We start from the raw sequence: 13,735 nt of genomic DNA, 5'->3' as shown, positions 1-13,735 counted from the left end.
AGAAAACCATATCTACGACGAAGCCGGCTTATCCGTAATCCGAGCCATTCCGTGAAAGGGGCTCGCTTCAACATAGCGCATGGCTGACTTCATATCCTTCCAGCCGACATAGCTCATCAAGGATTTCAAATCCCAGCCCCTTTGATGCGCCCAGGTGGCAAAGCCGCGACGCAGGGAATGGCTGGTGTAGCGCTCGGCCGGGATGCCGGCGCGTTCCAGCGCCTGACGCAGTAATGGAATGACACTGTTGGCGTGCAAGCCCTCCTCGCTCAGATGTCCCCAGCGGTCGATGCCGCGAAATACCGGACCGCGTACCAGCGCCGCCTCGGTGATCCAGTCGATATAAGCCTGCACCGGGCACAGCTTGAGCAGCGCCGGCGCCTGATACGTCTGCCCGAGGTTCTCGCGGTCGCCCTTGCTGCGCGGCAGATACAAGGTGATGCCGCTGCCGGCGTGCGCTTGCACATGCTCGATCTGCAAGCGGCACAGCTCATCACTGCGAAAGCCGCGCCAGAAACCCAGCAGGATCAGCGCCCGGTCGCGACAGGCCTTGAGCAACTGCGGGCGATCTTGCTGCTGCCGCGCACTGCGGACTTCCTGTTCAAGCCAGTCGACCACTTGCTGCAGATCGTGCAATTGCAGCGGCTCGGCCTGTTTTTCCTGCGTCGGATGCAGTGCGCGAATGCCTTTGAAGACCTTGCGCACCACTGGCGCCTTGGTTGGGTCGGCAAAACCCTGACTGTTGTGCCACTGCGCCAGCGCCGACAAACGCAGCTTCAGCGTATTGATCGACAGCACGCCGGCATGCTCGACCAGATAACGCGCAACGCTATCGGCCGTCGCCGGCAGGAATCCACCCCACTTGACTTCAAAGTGTTCAATCGCCGAACGATAGCTGCGGCGGGTGTTGTCACGAGTGGCGGCTTGCAGATAGCGATCAATCTCGCTCATGGACAGTGTTCTCGCTGGCGTACTGATTCAGGGCGCAAAAAAGCAATTTAATCACCTGACATTGGGTAATACCAGTATATCCCGTCTGTTATTAATCAAACATTTAACTTTATTTCCAGCGTGGTACACTGCGTACTTTGGTGGCATGTACCACAGTACGAAACGGTAGGAGTTCACATGGCCCGTGGCGGCGTAAATAAAGCAGTGGTTCAGATCGCGCGCACAGCGATTCTGGCCCGAGGCGAACACCCCAGCATCGATGCGGTACGCATTGAGCTGGGCAACACCGGCTCGAAAACCACGATCCATCGCTATCTGAAAGAGCTCGATGACGGCAGCCAACCGGTCGAAGCGTCCGCAGAACCGATCAACGATGAGCTGACGGCGCTGGTCTCGCGCCTCGCCCAGCGCCTGAAAGAACAAGCACAAGAGCCCATTGAACAAGCGCGCGAGCAGTTCGAAGAGCAGCGTGAAACGCTGGAAGCGGAACTCAAGCAAGTACGCCAGGCACTCGAACAACTGGAGCAACAGCACGACATCCAAGGCGCGGCGCTGGCCAAGGAATCCGAGGCGCTGAAAGAAACCCGTTCGATGCTGCAGACCGAGCAAACCCGCAACGCGGGACTCAATCAGGCGCTGGCCGATTTCGAGTTGCGCCTGCAGGACAAGGACGAGCAGATCCGCTCGCTGGAAGAAAAACATCTGCACGCCCGCGATGCGCTTGAGCATTACCGCAACGCCACCAAAGAGCAGCGCGAGCAGGAACAGGCCCGTCACGAGGGACAGCTGCAACAGTTGCAGATGGAATTGCGCCAGGCGCAACAAAGTGCACTGGTGCGTCAGGACGAGATCACTCAGTTGCATCGCGACAACGAACGTCTGCTCACGGAAAACCGTGGTACCCAGCGCGAACTGAGCCTGATGCAGGATCAGCTCAAGCACAGCAACCAGCGTCAGGATCAGTTGCTGGAGCAAGCCACTCGCGTCGACAACGAACGCACCCTCCTCCAGGAACGCCTGCGCGTGGCCCTGCTGGAGAGTCAGACGCTGAAACAGGATGCCGACGAACAGCGGCAGCTCAATCAGTCACTGGAGAAGGAATTGACCAAGACTCAAGCGAGTCTGGAAGACAGCTTGCGTCTGGCGGCTACCGTTGCAGCAGCGCCAGACACAGGCAAAGCGAAGGATGCTTAAGCGCCGACCGGCGTACGCAGGGTGACGAACTCTTCGGCGGCCGTCGGGTGTACCCCGATTGTGTCGTCGAAGTCACGCTTGGTCGCGCCAGCCTTCAGAGCAATTGCCAGACCTTGCACGATCTCACCCGCGTCCGGGCCGACCATATGGCAGCCGAGCACTTTGTCGGTCTTGCCGTCGACCACCAGTTTCATCAGGGTTTTCTCCTGACATTCGGTCAGCGTCAGCTTCATCGGGCGGAAGCGGCTCTCGAAAATCACCACTTCGTGGCCCGCTTCCCGCGCCTCTTCTTCGGTCAAACCGACAGTGCCGATGTTCGGCAGGCTGAACACCGCCGTCGGGATCATCTTGTAATCCACCGGGCGGTATTGCTCCGGCTTGAACAAGCGCCGCGCCACCGCCATGCCTTCGGCCAGTGCCACCGGCGTCAGTTGCACCCGGCCGATGACATCACCCAACGCCAGAATCGACGGTTCGCTGGTCTGGTATTGCTCGTCGACCTTGATGAAGCCCTTGTCGGTGAGCTGCACATCGGTGTTTTCCAGACCCAGATTGTCCAGCATCGGACGGCGACCCGTGGCGTAGAACACGCAGTCGGCTTCCAGTACGCGGCCATCCTTGAGGGTCGCCTTGAGGCTGCCGTCTGGCTGTTTGTCGATGCGCGCGATGTCGGCGTTGAACTGCAGATCCATACCGCGCTTGGTCAGCTCTTCCTGCAAATGCTTGCGCACCGAGCCATCGAAACCACGCAGGAACAGATCGCCGCGATACAACAGCGTGGTGTTGGCGCCCAGGCCGTGGAAAATCCCGGCGAACTCGACCGCGATGTAACCACCACCGACCACCAATACACGTTTCGGCAGTTCTTTGAGGAAGAACGCTTGATTGGAGCTGATCGCGTGTTCGTGCCCCGGAATCTCCGGAATCTGCGGCCAGCCACCCGTAGCGATCAGGATGTTTTTCGCGGTGAAGCGCTCACCGTTGACCTCGACCTCATGCGGGCCGACGATCTTCGCGTGGGCTTCGTGCAGGGTGACGCCGCTGTTGACCAGCAGGTTGCGATAAATGCCGTTGAGGCGATTGATTTCGCGGTCCTTGTTGGCGATCAGGGTCGCCCAGTCGAAACTGGCTTCACCCAGACTCCAGCCGAAACCGGACGACTGCTCGAAGTCTTCGGCGAAATGCGCGCCGTACACCAGCAGTTTCTTCGGCACGCAGCCGACGTTGACGCAGGTACCGCCCAGATAACGACTCTCGGCCACCGCCACTTTCGCGCCGAAACCGGCCGCGAAGCGCGCTGCACGTACACCGCCGGAACCGGCACCAATCACATAAAGGTCAAAATCGTAGGCCATTGCTATCTCCTCGGCAGGCCAACAGCATACCCGCCACCGTCCATTGGGCAAGCGCCGTGCGCAGCTTTTCGCCCGCCTCGGCGAAGTCGGGAAACTTCTCCAAATAATAATATTTCTTGTTTGATACTAAATCGTCGGGCTGCACCTCGTCTTTGAACCAACGGATTTTTTCCCTCGAAGACAAGGAGTCGGCTGCGATGTTCGCGCCCATTACCCGTTCCATGACCTTGACTGTCGGCTTGTTCAGCATGGCGTTGAGTCCCGATCTGCTGGCTGAAACCGACCCTGAAACAGCGCCACAATCCGCCACCCAGGCGCTGGAACTGGACGCCACCAGCGTCAGCGCTGAAGGCCTCGGCCTCAATACCGAAAACACTCATTCCTACACCACCGGCGCGATGAGCACCGCAACGCGGCTGAACCTGTCGATCAAGGAAACCCCGCAATCGGTGTCCGTGGTCACGCGCCAGCAGATGGATGATTTCAAGCTCGGTACATTGTCCGAAGCCATGCGTCAGACCACCGGTATTGTCGTGCAACACAACGACTCGGACCGAGTCAGCTATTCGGCGCGGGGTTACCCGATCAACAATTTCCAGATCGACGGCATGCTCAACACCTTCGGGCGCATGAAGTCGGATTCGGACACCATCATCTACGACCGCATCGAAGTGGTCCGCGGCGCGACCGGCCTCACCACCGGCGCCGGTGATCCCTCCGCCACCATCAACATGGTGCGCAAACGCCCGACTGCCCAGTGGCAGACACTGGCCGGTGTCAGCGGCGGCAGCTACGACAATTACTACAGCTATGTCGATGTCGGTGGGCCGCTGGCTTTCGACGGCCGGCTGCGCGGGCGCACGGTGCTGGCCTATCGTGACAGCCAGTCGTTCCGTGACAAATACGCGCTGCAACGCGAGGTCGGCTACGGCATTCTCGAAGCTGATCTGACCGATTCCACGGTGCTAGCCGTCGGTTACGACTATCAGGACAAGCAGGTACAAGGCACCTCCTGGGGCACCGTGCCGTACTGGAACGCCGACGGCAGCAAGGCGGGCCTTGGCCGGTCGACGAACATGGCGACCTCCTGGAGTTCCTGGCCGCTGAAGGACAAGACCGCATTCGTCACCCTGGACCAGCAATTGGGTGATGGCTGGAAGCTGAAAGCGGCCTACACCCACCGCGAGAGTGATACCGACGGCAAGGTTTATTACGGCGGCAGCGGATTCCCCGAGGCCGACCGCAGCGGCATGACGGCCTACATGGGGCACATGCTTGGCACGCAGAAAATGAGCGTGTACGACTTCAACCTGTCGGGGCCGTACCAATTGTTCGGCCGCGAACACGAGATGATGTTCGGCTACGGCGAGGCGGAAAACCGCTCGACTTCGCCCTACGCCTTCAACAGCCCCCAAGCCGCGGACTACGGCAAGATCCGCGACTGGAAATACATGGGTGACATCGGCAAGTTCGCCGACACCGTTACCGGCCTGCCGGGCGCGCGCGGCATCACTCGGCAAAAGGCCGGTTACCTCGCGACCCGCCTGAGCCTGACCGATGAGCTGCATGCCGTCATCGGCAGCCGCTATGGCAGCTGGGACGAATCCAGCACCGATTACTACTATGACGCGCAGCAAAAACTGACCAGCACCGATGCCACCCATCAGCGTCAGAACGATATCTGGACGCCCTACGCCGGCCTGCTTTATGACCTGACGCCGGAGTACACGGCTTACGTCAGCTACACCGACATTTTCAAACCGCAGAGTAAACGCGACAGCAACCGCAATTACCTCGACCCCGTGGTTGGCAGCAACTACGAAGTCGGGCTCAAGGGCAGCCTGCTCGACGAACGCCTGAACCTGGCGACGGCAGTGTTCTGGAGCAAACAGGACAACGTCGCCGAGCGCGACAACTCGGTGCCCCCAGACCCGGTGAGTGGCGAGGAGTTTTTCAAGTCCGGCGGCAAGGGCAACAAGGTCAATGGCTTCGAGGCCGAGGTGTCCGGCGAAATCCTCAATGGCTGGAACATGACCGCCGGCTACACCTACACCCATTCCGTCGACGGTGAAAAACAGCGCAGCAACACCGCTCAACCGCTGAACATGCTGCGGCTGTCCACGGCCTATCGCTTGCCGGGCAACTGGCACGCACTGACTGTTGGTGGCGCGGTGAACTGGCAGAGCGACGTCTATGGCGCAGCCAACCGCCCGGTCGGGCGCGGCGCCAACGGCCGGATCATCACCGAACCGGCGCGGATCACTCAGCAGGCCTACAGCGTGGTCAAGCTGATGTCACGTTATGAATTCGACAAGCACCTGTCGGCTTCGCTGAACGTCGATAACCTGTTCGACAAGAAGTATTACGACAACGTCGGTTTCTACAACGGCGTGTACTGGGGCGACCCGCGCACGGTGACGCTGAGCCTGGACTGGAAGCTCTGAGCGAACAGGCTCAATAAAACCCCTGTGGCGAGGGGATTCATCCCCGATGGGTCGCGTAGCGACCCCACGCTCGAGGTGGCACGCAATGCGTCACCCAATCCCTCACCACCGCTGTTAACCCCGAGTTAATGCCGCGCCGGGACACTGTGCCCCGAGATCTGCTTCATGGACGAACGGCTCCCACGTTTTTCAGTAGGAGGCACCATGAAAACCACCACCGTCATTCTTGCCGGGCTACTCGCCCTCGGTTCTGCCAGCGCCTTTGCCGAGGGCGGCGCCGAACGCATGCGGCATTACTACGACAACTTCCCGGTCCACCCCGCGCCAAGCGAACAACCGACCGACAGCAAAGCAGCGGAACTGCAGGTTCCGGACGATCAGACCGCGCAAGTCACCGAGTCTTATCGCAACTGATTCAACGAGCAACCGATGGACCTCCGATGGCTCCGCTCTGGCCTCGGAGACGACAGTTGGGCGCCCTGTGTGGGGCGCCTTTTTTTATGCCTGCAGATCCTTGATCCAGAACAGCATGCGGCCATGTTCCGGGTCGAACATGCCAGGGGCGAAGCCGAACTTTTGATAGGCGTTCTGCGCCACCGCATTGCCTTCGAGCACTTCCAGGGTGATCTTGCAGCAGCCGCGCTGGCGGGAAATCTCCTCCACCTTGCGCAGCATTTTCTGGCTCAGCCCGAGGCCGCGAAATTTCGAAATCACCGCCACGTCATGAACATTGACCAGCGGTTTGCAGGCAAACGTCGAGAACCCTTCAAAGCAGTTCACCAGCCCTGCCGGCTCACCACCGACAAACGCCAGCACGCTGAACGCGTGGGGCCGGCGGGCGAGCTCTTCAGGCAGACGACGCAGCAGCTCGGCGGCAATCGGCTGACCGCCGCCCATCGGATCTTCTGCGTAGTGATTGAGCACAATGCCGATAGCTTCGGCGTGCAGCGGATTGGTGTAGCTGGCTTGCAGCACAAGTATTTCTGCGGAATCCATTTCCATCCCCGATCAAAGCCCCGGCACGCAAGGTGCGCACCTGAAAGGCTGCTCGACCTTAACGCGAGGCTGCCGTGGGCCACAACCCGAGGAACGCTGATAGCAAACGCCTGCAGGAGCTGCCGCAGGCTGCGATCTTTTGATTTTCCAGCGTCAGCGCCCCCAGATCAGCTCCTCGGTCCAACCCAGTTCGGCAAAATCCTGAGCACGCAAGCCGCTCTCGCCAGCGCAGAAAAACTCATCCAGTTGCGGCGGATTCACCGAGGTCGCGCTGAGCATCGCATGCACTTGCCCACGATGATGGATCTGATGCTCGAACAGGTGCGAAAGCATGCGCAGGCGACTGTCGTGCTGCGGCGTTTCCCGGGCGATGGTGACGATCCGCCCCAGATCGGCATCGCGCAGTTGCTCACAATAAGCGATCAACCGACGGTCCACGTGCGCCTGCTCTTCACGCAGCGCGGAGGCCTCGGTAAACGGCTCGTCACGTTCGAAAAACACATAGCAGTCGGGATGCGGCTCGTCACCGCGCAATTCGCGTTCCAGCGCGTCGACGTAGAACCAGTCGCACGTCAGGATGTGATTGAGCGTGAGACGGATGCTCGGAAAAAAACTCACCCGTGGCGCTGCCAGAGCCTCAGCGTCGAGTTGGGCCCAGGCGTTGCCCAAGCGATGATTGGCCCACGCGTTCTGGTAGGCCATGGTCAATAAATGATGCGACAGCGGTTGGCTCATGTTCGCGCCCTCTGCGCTCAGGATTCGGCAAAACGCTGCAACTGCATCTCCTGCAATCGGCTGAGGGTGCGCCGGAACGGAAATTCCAGATAACCCTCGGTGTACAGCACGTCCATCGGCACCTGCGCCTCAATGTACAGCGGGACTTTACGGTCGTAACACTCGTCGACCAAGGCGATGAAGCGACGCACGCCGTCGTCGTGCACCGACAGTTGCGGCAGTTCGCGGTCGCCGGCCACCACCTGCGCCGAGCCATCCTCGGTACCGCGAGCGATACGCCCTTCGCGCTTCTGCGCGCTGAGGTTCGGCACGTCGCTCAACAGAATAGACCGATAGCGGTCGCACAGCGCGATGAAGTCCATCGCGGCGAACGGTTGTTCGCAGAGATCGGTATAGCGGCACCAGAGCACCGATTCGCTGGCCTGCACCACGTTCAACAGGCGATGGCCGACGGGCACTGGCTCGTTGCTGGCGGGCTGCCCGGCGTTGAGCGACTGGAAGACCTGCTGCAGCGCGCTGTCCTGCCCCTGCGCAACGACAAAATACCGCTGCAGACCCGCACCCGGATGCAGGCGATGATCCTCGGCGCCATTCACCGCCACCACCTGCATGTGCGCCTTGATCGCAGCAATCGCCGGGACAAACCGGTCGCGGTTGAAGCCGTCGGCATACAACTCGTCCGGTGGCAGGTTGGAGGTGCAGACCACCACCACGCCTTCGTCGAACATCACCTGAAACAGCCGACCGAGGATGATCGCGTCGCCGATGTCGTTGACGAACAGCTCATCGAAACACAGCACCCGCACTTGCGCCGCCAGTTCCTTGGCCAACGCTCGCAGCGGATCGGCGATCCCGGTCAACTGGAACGAGCGCTGGTGCACCCAGCCCATGAAATGATGAAAGTGCTGCCGTCTGGCCGGCACCCGCAGGCTCTGATAGAACTGATCCATCAACCAGGTCTTGCCGCGCCCGACCGGGCCCCACAAATACACGCCGGCGACCGAACGGGCACCGGCATGCAAGGCTTCATGGCATTTTTGCAGCGCCCAGACCGCATGTTCCTGGGCTTCATCCTGGATGAAGCCCTTGTGCTTGATCGCGTGTTGCCAGGCGCTTAGAGGAGAGTCGAAAGTCATGCGCGGCAGTATATATCCCTGCAGGAGCTGTCGAGTGCAACGAGGCTGCGATCTTTTGATTTTGTTTTAAAGATCAAAAGATCGCAGCCTTCGGCAGCTCCTACACAGGGGTTGTGGGGTGTCAGAGGTCGACTTTGTGTCGGGCAGCGTAGAGGCAGAGCATTTCCATGGCCAGGGTTGCCGCTGCCAGTGACGTTACGTCCGCATGGTCGTAAGCCGGAGCCACTTCCACCACGTCCATGCCCACCAGATTGATCCCGCGCAAACCGCCGAGGATTTCCAGCGCCTGCAACGTGCTCAGCCCGCCACACACGGGAGTGCCGGTGCCCGGGGCAAAGGCCGGATCCAGGCAATCGATATCAAACGTCAGGTACACCGGGTGATCGCCAACCCGTGCGCGAATTGCCTCGACAATCGCCTCGCAGCCACGCCGATGTACCTGACGTGCATCAAGCACGGCAAAGCCTTGATGATCGTCATTGGTGGTGCGTAAACCGATCTGCACCGAGCGCGCCGGATCGACCAGGCCCTCCTTGGCCGCATGCCAGAACATGGTGCCGTGATCGACACGTTTGCTACCCTCGTCCGGCCAGGTGTCGCTGTGCGCATCGAAGTGGATCAGCGACAGCGCGCCGTGTTTGCGCGCATGGGCCTTGAGCAGCGGATAGGTGATGAAGTGGTCGCCGCCAAACGTCAGCATGGCGCTGCCGGCATCAAGAATGCGTTCGGCGTGAGCCTCGATGCTTTCCGGAATGGTGTGCGGCGAGCCGTAATCGAAGTCGCAATCGCCGTAGTCGATCACCGCCAGATGATCGAACGGATCGAACGCCCACGGCCAGTGCCGTTCCCAGGCGATCCCGGTGGACGCGGCGCGAATCCCCCGTGGCCCGAAACGCGCGCCCGGGCGATTGCTGGTAGCGGTGTCGAACGGAACCCCGCTGACCGCCACGTCGACGTCGCGCAAATCACGGCTGTAGCGGCGACGCATGAAACTGGTGATCCCGGCGTAAGTGCTTTCGGCGGCAGTCCCGTACAGGCTGTCACGGGTCATGGCCTGGTCGTTGAGCATCGGCACGTCCATCGGTGTGCTCCTTTGATTATTGATGGCTACGGAAAGTGGTCCACAGACGCGTGCGCTGACGCATGTCCTTGAGGCTCATGCTGCGGTCGGCGTACAACCGATCGCGCACTTCGGCGGGTGGATAGATGTCCGGATCATTGCGCACCGCCTCGTCCACCAGCGGCGTTGCAGCCTGATTGGCGGTGGCAAAAAACAGCGTGTTGGTCAGCTCGGCGACGGACTCGGGGCGCAGCATGAATTCGATAAACGCCCGCGCCGCCTGCGGGTTCGGCGCATCCTTGGGAATCGCCAGGTTGTCCTGCCAGATCAACGTACCTTCGCGCGGAATCCGGTAAGCGACCTCGTACGGTTTGCTGGCCTTGTGCGCCTGATCGGCAGCCATGCTCACGTCGCCGTTGTAGGTCAGTGCCAGACAGACGCTGCCATTGGCCAGGTCGTTGATCTGCCGGCCGGTGGCGACATACAGCACCGAAGGCTGGAGTTTCTGTAACAAGGTTTCGGCGGCGGCCAGATCATTCTTGTCGGTGCTGTAGGGATCTTTACCCAAGTAGTGCAACGCCAGGCCAATGACCTCCTGCGGCGAATCGAGCACAGCAATTCCGCAGTCCTTGAGCTTGCTGGCGTACTCGGGTTTGAACAGCAGGTCGAGGCTGTTGAGTGGCACATCCGGCAAACGCTTTTTCACCGCCTCGACATTCAGCCCCAGCCCCAACGTGCCCCAGGTATAAGGCACGGCGTAGCGATTAGCGGGATCAACGGCGGCGAGTTTTTCCAGCAGATCGGGATCAAGGTTGGCGTAACCCTTGAGGCCCTCATGGGGAATTTCCTTCAGCGCTCCCGCCGCCAAGCCGCGGGCCAGCACGCTGGACGACGGCACCACCACGTCATAACCGCTGCCACCGGTCAGCAGTTTGGTTTCCAACACCTCGGAAGTATCGAAGGTGTCGTAGCGCACATGAATGCCGGTCTCCTGCTCGAAACGCTGCAGCGTCTGCGCCGGCACGTAATCGGCCCAGCTGTAGAGATTGAGGGTCTTGTCCTCGGCCTGTGCCTGGATGACTACGGACAACAACAGCGCGGGAAAACACAGCTTGAATACGGGAGCCATGACGAACACCTGACCGGAGGAAGTGGTGGCAGGATGCGCCGTCGGATACATTGCAGAAATATCAAGTTTGTTAACCTGACTTTATCCGGGAGTAATGTGATGCTCGGTCAGCTTCACGACGTCGACCTGCAGTTGCTGCGCCTGTTTGTGCGGGTCGTGGAATGTGGCGGCTTCAGCGCGGCGCAAGGTGAGCTGGGCCTCAGCCAGTCGAGCATCAGTCAGCAAATGGCCAAGCTGGAAACCCGCCTCGGTTATCGCCTGTGCAGCCGGGGCAAGGGTGGTTTCAGCGTGACGCCCAAGGGCGAGCAATTGCTGATCGCAATTCGCACGCTGTTTGCATCCATCGAAACCTTCCGCCATCAATCCAACGGCGTCGCCGGACGGTTGATCGGTGAGGTGCGGCTGGGCCTTTCCGAAGCAGTCGATCAGTCGGTGCTGCTGCGGGTGGCGGATGCGATCCGGCGCTTTCGTGAGTCGCGATGAGTCGGTGCGCATCGAGTTGATCAGCGCGATGCCCGGGGAGATGGAGCGCCTGCTGCTGCAACAGCGGCTGGACCTGGCCATCGGTTATTTCTCACAGGTGCAGAGCGCCTTCGATTACCGCGAACTGTTCCGGGAAACCCAGCATCTGTACTGCGCACAGGGACATCCGCTGTTCAGCGTCGATGCGCCGGATGACGCGGCGTTGCAGGCGTGCGACCGGGTCGATCATCCGTATCGGTTCATGCGCCGTGGCGAGCCGATTGCGGACCAGCGCTGTTCCGCGCGTTCGGAGCAGGTCGAAGGTACCCTCGCGTTCATTCTTTCCGGCAAGCACATCGATTATTTGCCCGATCACTACGCGCGGGTCTGGGAGGACAAGGGACTGCTGCGCGCGCTGCGGCCTGGAGAATTGAGTTTCGACGTGGCGTTTCATCTGGCACGGCACCGGGCGCAGGTGCCGGGGGATGCGCAGAAGGCGTTTGAGGAGGATTTGCTCGCAGCCTTTGTTTGAAGATCAAAAGATCGCAGCCTTCGGCAGCTCCTACAGGAATGCAAAATGTAGGAGCTGCCGAAGGCTGCGATCTTTTGATTTAAGGGAAAATCCTCCTCAAACCCAATAAAACCTGACCTTTCAGGCAATTTTTGCTCGTTGCCCTCGCCGCCCTCTTCCGGCATCCTGCGCCTCCATTTTCTGACCCGGCCCCGCCTCACGGCGCGCAAAACACCATGACCGCCTCTGAAAAAGTCCCGCGCAACAACGATCTGATCTACGGCCTCAACGACCGTCCGCACCTCACCGCCACGGTGTTCGCCGCACTGCAACACGTACTGGCCAGCTTCGTCGGCATCATCACCCCGACCCTGATCATGGGCGGCGCCCTCGGTCTGCAAAGTGAAATTCCGTACCTGATCAGCATGGCGCTGTTCGTTTCGGGCCTGGGCACGTTCGTTCAAGCCAAGCGTTTCGGCCCGGTCGGTTCCGGTCTGCTGTGCCTGCAAGGCACCAGTTTTTCCTTTATCAGCGTGATTCTCAGCGCCGGCTTCATGGTCAAGGCCCGGGGCGGCGGCACCGATGAGATTCTCTCGACCATTTTCGGCGTGTGCTTTTTCGCCGCGTTCATCGAAGTGGTGCTGAGCCAGTTCATCGGCAAACTGCGGATGCTGATCACTCCGGTGGTCACCGGCACCATCATCACCTTGATGGGTCTGTCGCTGATCAAAGTGGCGATGACCGACATTGCCGGCGGTTTCGGCGCGCCTGATCTGGGCGCAGCCAGCCATGTATTCCTGGCCGCTTTGGTGATCGGCACCATCGTTGTGTTGAACCGCGTTGACGTGCCGTTTCTGCGCCTGGGCGCCATCGTCATCGGCCTGACCCTCGGCTACGTGGTCGCATGGCTGATGGGCACCGTGGATTTCGCTTCAATGCCCGAAGTGCCGCTGGTCAGCGTACCGGTGCCGTTCAAGTACGGCTTCAATTTCGACTGGGTGGCGTTCGTGCCGGTGGCGGTGATTTTCCTGGTTTCGCCACTGGAAGCCGCTGGCGACCTGACCGCCAACTCGATGATTTCACGGCAACCGGTCAAGGGCCCGCTGTACATTCGCCGGATCAAGTCCGGTCTGCTCGCCGATGGCCTCAATTCGGCGATGGCCGCAGTATTCAACAGCATGCCGATGGTCACGTTCGCGCAGAACAACGGCGTGATCCAGTTGACCGGCGTGGCCAGCCGCTACGTGGCGTTCTTCATCGCCGGCCTGTTGGTGATGCTGGGGTTGTTCCCGATGATCGGTGCAGTGCTGCAACTGATGCCCAAACCGGTGCTCGGTGGCGCCGAACTGGTGATGTTCGGCACCGTGGCCGTGGCCGGGATCAAGATCCTCGCCGAGGCTGGCCTGCATCGGCGCAACATGTTGATCGTGGCGATCTCCGTGGGCATGGGCCTGGGCATCGCCGCCGTACCGGAAGTGCTGCGCGAGTTGCCGCAAGCGCTGCGTAACATCTTCGAATCGCCGATCACCGTTGGTGCGTTGTGCGCTATCGTGCTGAATATCTTCCTGCCGGAAGAATTCATTGAACTGGAAGAAGACGATTTCGATCCGGAAGCGTCGATTCTGCAGGTCATGGAAAACCCCGATCTGCCGGCCAAAGCTGAACCTGCCAGCGCAGCGGCGGTCGCACAGTTGAACCGCTGACGCGACGCCATGAAAAAAGGGCTGAACCGGCAACGGTTCAGCCCTTTTCGTTGAGAGAC

At 60.5% G+C, this 13,735-nt stretch carries 12 protein-coding genes and 1 pseudogene; 5 read left to right on the top strand and 8 right to left on the bottom strand.

Features of this window, described 5'->3' with window-relative positions:
- Nucleotides 1–12: 12 nt before the first annotated feature.
- Complete coding sequence (locus GTQ41_RS12995) at nucleotides 13–951, bottom strand: site-specific integrase (protein ID WP_047294250.1); 939 nt, start codon at nucleotides 949–951, stop codon at nucleotides 13–15.
- Nucleotides 952–1,128: 177 nt separating this feature from the next.
- Here GTQ41_RS12995 and GTQ41_RS12990 point away from each other — a divergent pair, with 177 nt between their 5' ends.
- Complete coding sequence (locus GTQ41_RS12990) at nucleotides 1,129–2,145, top strand: DNA-binding protein (protein ID WP_047294247.1); 1,017 nt, start codon at nucleotides 1,129–1,131, stop codon at nucleotides 2,143–2,145.
- Here GTQ41_RS12990 and gorA read toward each other — a convergent pair.
- Together gorA and GTQ41_RS12980 are read right to left on the bottom strand one after the other, a co-directional pair.
- Nucleotides 2,142–3,500 (bottom strand): glutathione-disulfide reductase, encoded by a 1,359-nt coding sequence (gene gorA / locus GTQ41_RS12985; RefSeq protein ID WP_047294245.1) that lies wholly within the window; start codon nucleotides 3,498–3,500, stop codon nucleotides 2,142–2,144. The two genes, GTQ41_RS12990 and gorA, sit on opposite strands and share 4 nt — an antisense overlap.
- Nucleotides 3,484–3,711, bottom strand: a complete 228-nt coding sequence (locus GTQ41_RS12980) for a hypothetical protein (protein ID WP_047294243.1) — start codon at nucleotides 3,709–3,711, stop codon at nucleotides 3,484–3,486. Before GTQ41_RS12980 ends, gorA begins: the two co-directional genes overlap by 17 nt.
- Between GTQ41_RS12980 and GTQ41_RS12975 the strand changes: the two genes are divergently transcribed.
- Both GTQ41_RS12975 and GTQ41_RS12970 read left to right on the top strand, forming a co-directional pair.
- A complete protein-coding gene (locus GTQ41_RS12975; protein WP_047294241.1) occupies nucleotides 3,698–5,944 on the top strand; it encodes a TonB-dependent siderophore receptor in 2,247 nt (748 codons plus the stop codon). The genes GTQ41_RS12980 and GTQ41_RS12975 overlap by 14 nt on opposite strands.
- A gap of 204 nt (nucleotides 5,945–6,148) precedes the next feature.
- Complete coding sequence (locus GTQ41_RS12970) at nucleotides 6,149–6,358, top strand: hypothetical protein (protein WP_047294239.1); 210 nt, start codon at nucleotides 6,149–6,151, stop codon at nucleotides 6,356–6,358.
- 84 nt (nucleotides 6,359–6,442) lie between these two features.
- On the opposite strand, the gene GTQ41_RS12965 is transcribed toward GTQ41_RS12970, so the two are convergent.
- The 5 genes from GTQ41_RS12965 to GTQ41_RS12945 all read right to left on the bottom strand — a co-directional run bounded on the left by GTQ41_RS12965 (nucleotide 6,443) and on the right by GTQ41_RS12945 (nucleotide 11,000).
- Nucleotides 6,443–6,940, bottom strand: a complete 498-nt coding sequence (locus GTQ41_RS12965; RefSeq protein ID WP_047294677.1) for a GNAT family N-acetyltransferase — start codon at nucleotides 6,938–6,940, stop codon at nucleotides 6,443–6,445.
- Nucleotides 6,941–7,093: 153 nt separating this feature from the next.
- Nucleotides 7,094–7,675: a DinB family protein gene (locus tag GTQ41_RS12960; protein WP_047294237.1), complete on the bottom strand. Its 582-nt coding sequence runs from the start codon at nucleotides 7,673–7,675 to the stop codon at nucleotides 7,094–7,096.
- A 17-nt stretch (nucleotides 7,676–7,692) separates the two neighbouring features.
- On the bottom strand, nucleotides 7,693–8,811 hold the full coding sequence (gene zapE / locus GTQ41_RS12955) for a cell division protein ZapE (RefSeq protein WP_047294235.1): 1,119 nt from the start codon (nucleotides 8,809–8,811) through the stop codon (nucleotides 7,693–7,695).
- A gap of 121 nt (nucleotides 8,812–8,932) precedes the next feature.
- Nucleotides 8,933–9,892, bottom strand: coding sequence for an agmatinase (gene speB, locus GTQ41_RS12950; RefSeq protein ID WP_047294233.1), 960 nt, complete (start codon nucleotides 9,890–9,892; stop codon nucleotides 8,933–8,935).
- Nucleotides 9,893–9,908: 16 nt separating this feature from the next.
- Complete coding sequence (locus GTQ41_RS12945; RefSeq protein WP_047294675.1) at nucleotides 9,909–11,000, bottom strand: polyamine ABC transporter substrate-binding protein; 1,092 nt, start codon at nucleotides 10,998–11,000, stop codon at nucleotides 9,909–9,911.
- Between the two features lie 99 nt (nucleotides 11,001–11,099).
- Between GTQ41_RS12945 and GTQ41_RS12940 the strand changes: the two are divergent.
- Together GTQ41_RS12940 and GTQ41_RS12935 are read left to right on the top strand one after the other, a co-directional pair.
- A pseudogene (locus GTQ41_RS12940) lies at nucleotides 11,100–11,994 on the top strand (LysR family transcriptional regulator).
- A 215-nt stretch (nucleotides 11,995–12,209) separates the two neighbouring features.
- Nucleotides 12,210–13,676, top strand: a complete 1,467-nt coding sequence (locus GTQ41_RS12935; RefSeq protein WP_047294231.1) for a nucleobase:cation symporter-2 family protein — start codon at nucleotides 12,210–12,212, stop codon at nucleotides 13,674–13,676.
- Nucleotides 13,677–13,735: the final 59 nt, after the last annotated feature.

Source organism: Pseudomonas sp. AN-B15 (genome assembly GCF_019056475.1).
Classification (GTDB): domain Bacteria; phylum Pseudomonadota; class Gammaproteobacteria; order Pseudomonadales; family Pseudomonadaceae; genus Aquipseudomonas; species Aquipseudomonas parakoreensis.
Note: the sequence above shows the minus strand (reverse complement) of the source record. Positions and strands in the feature narration are given on the sequence as shown.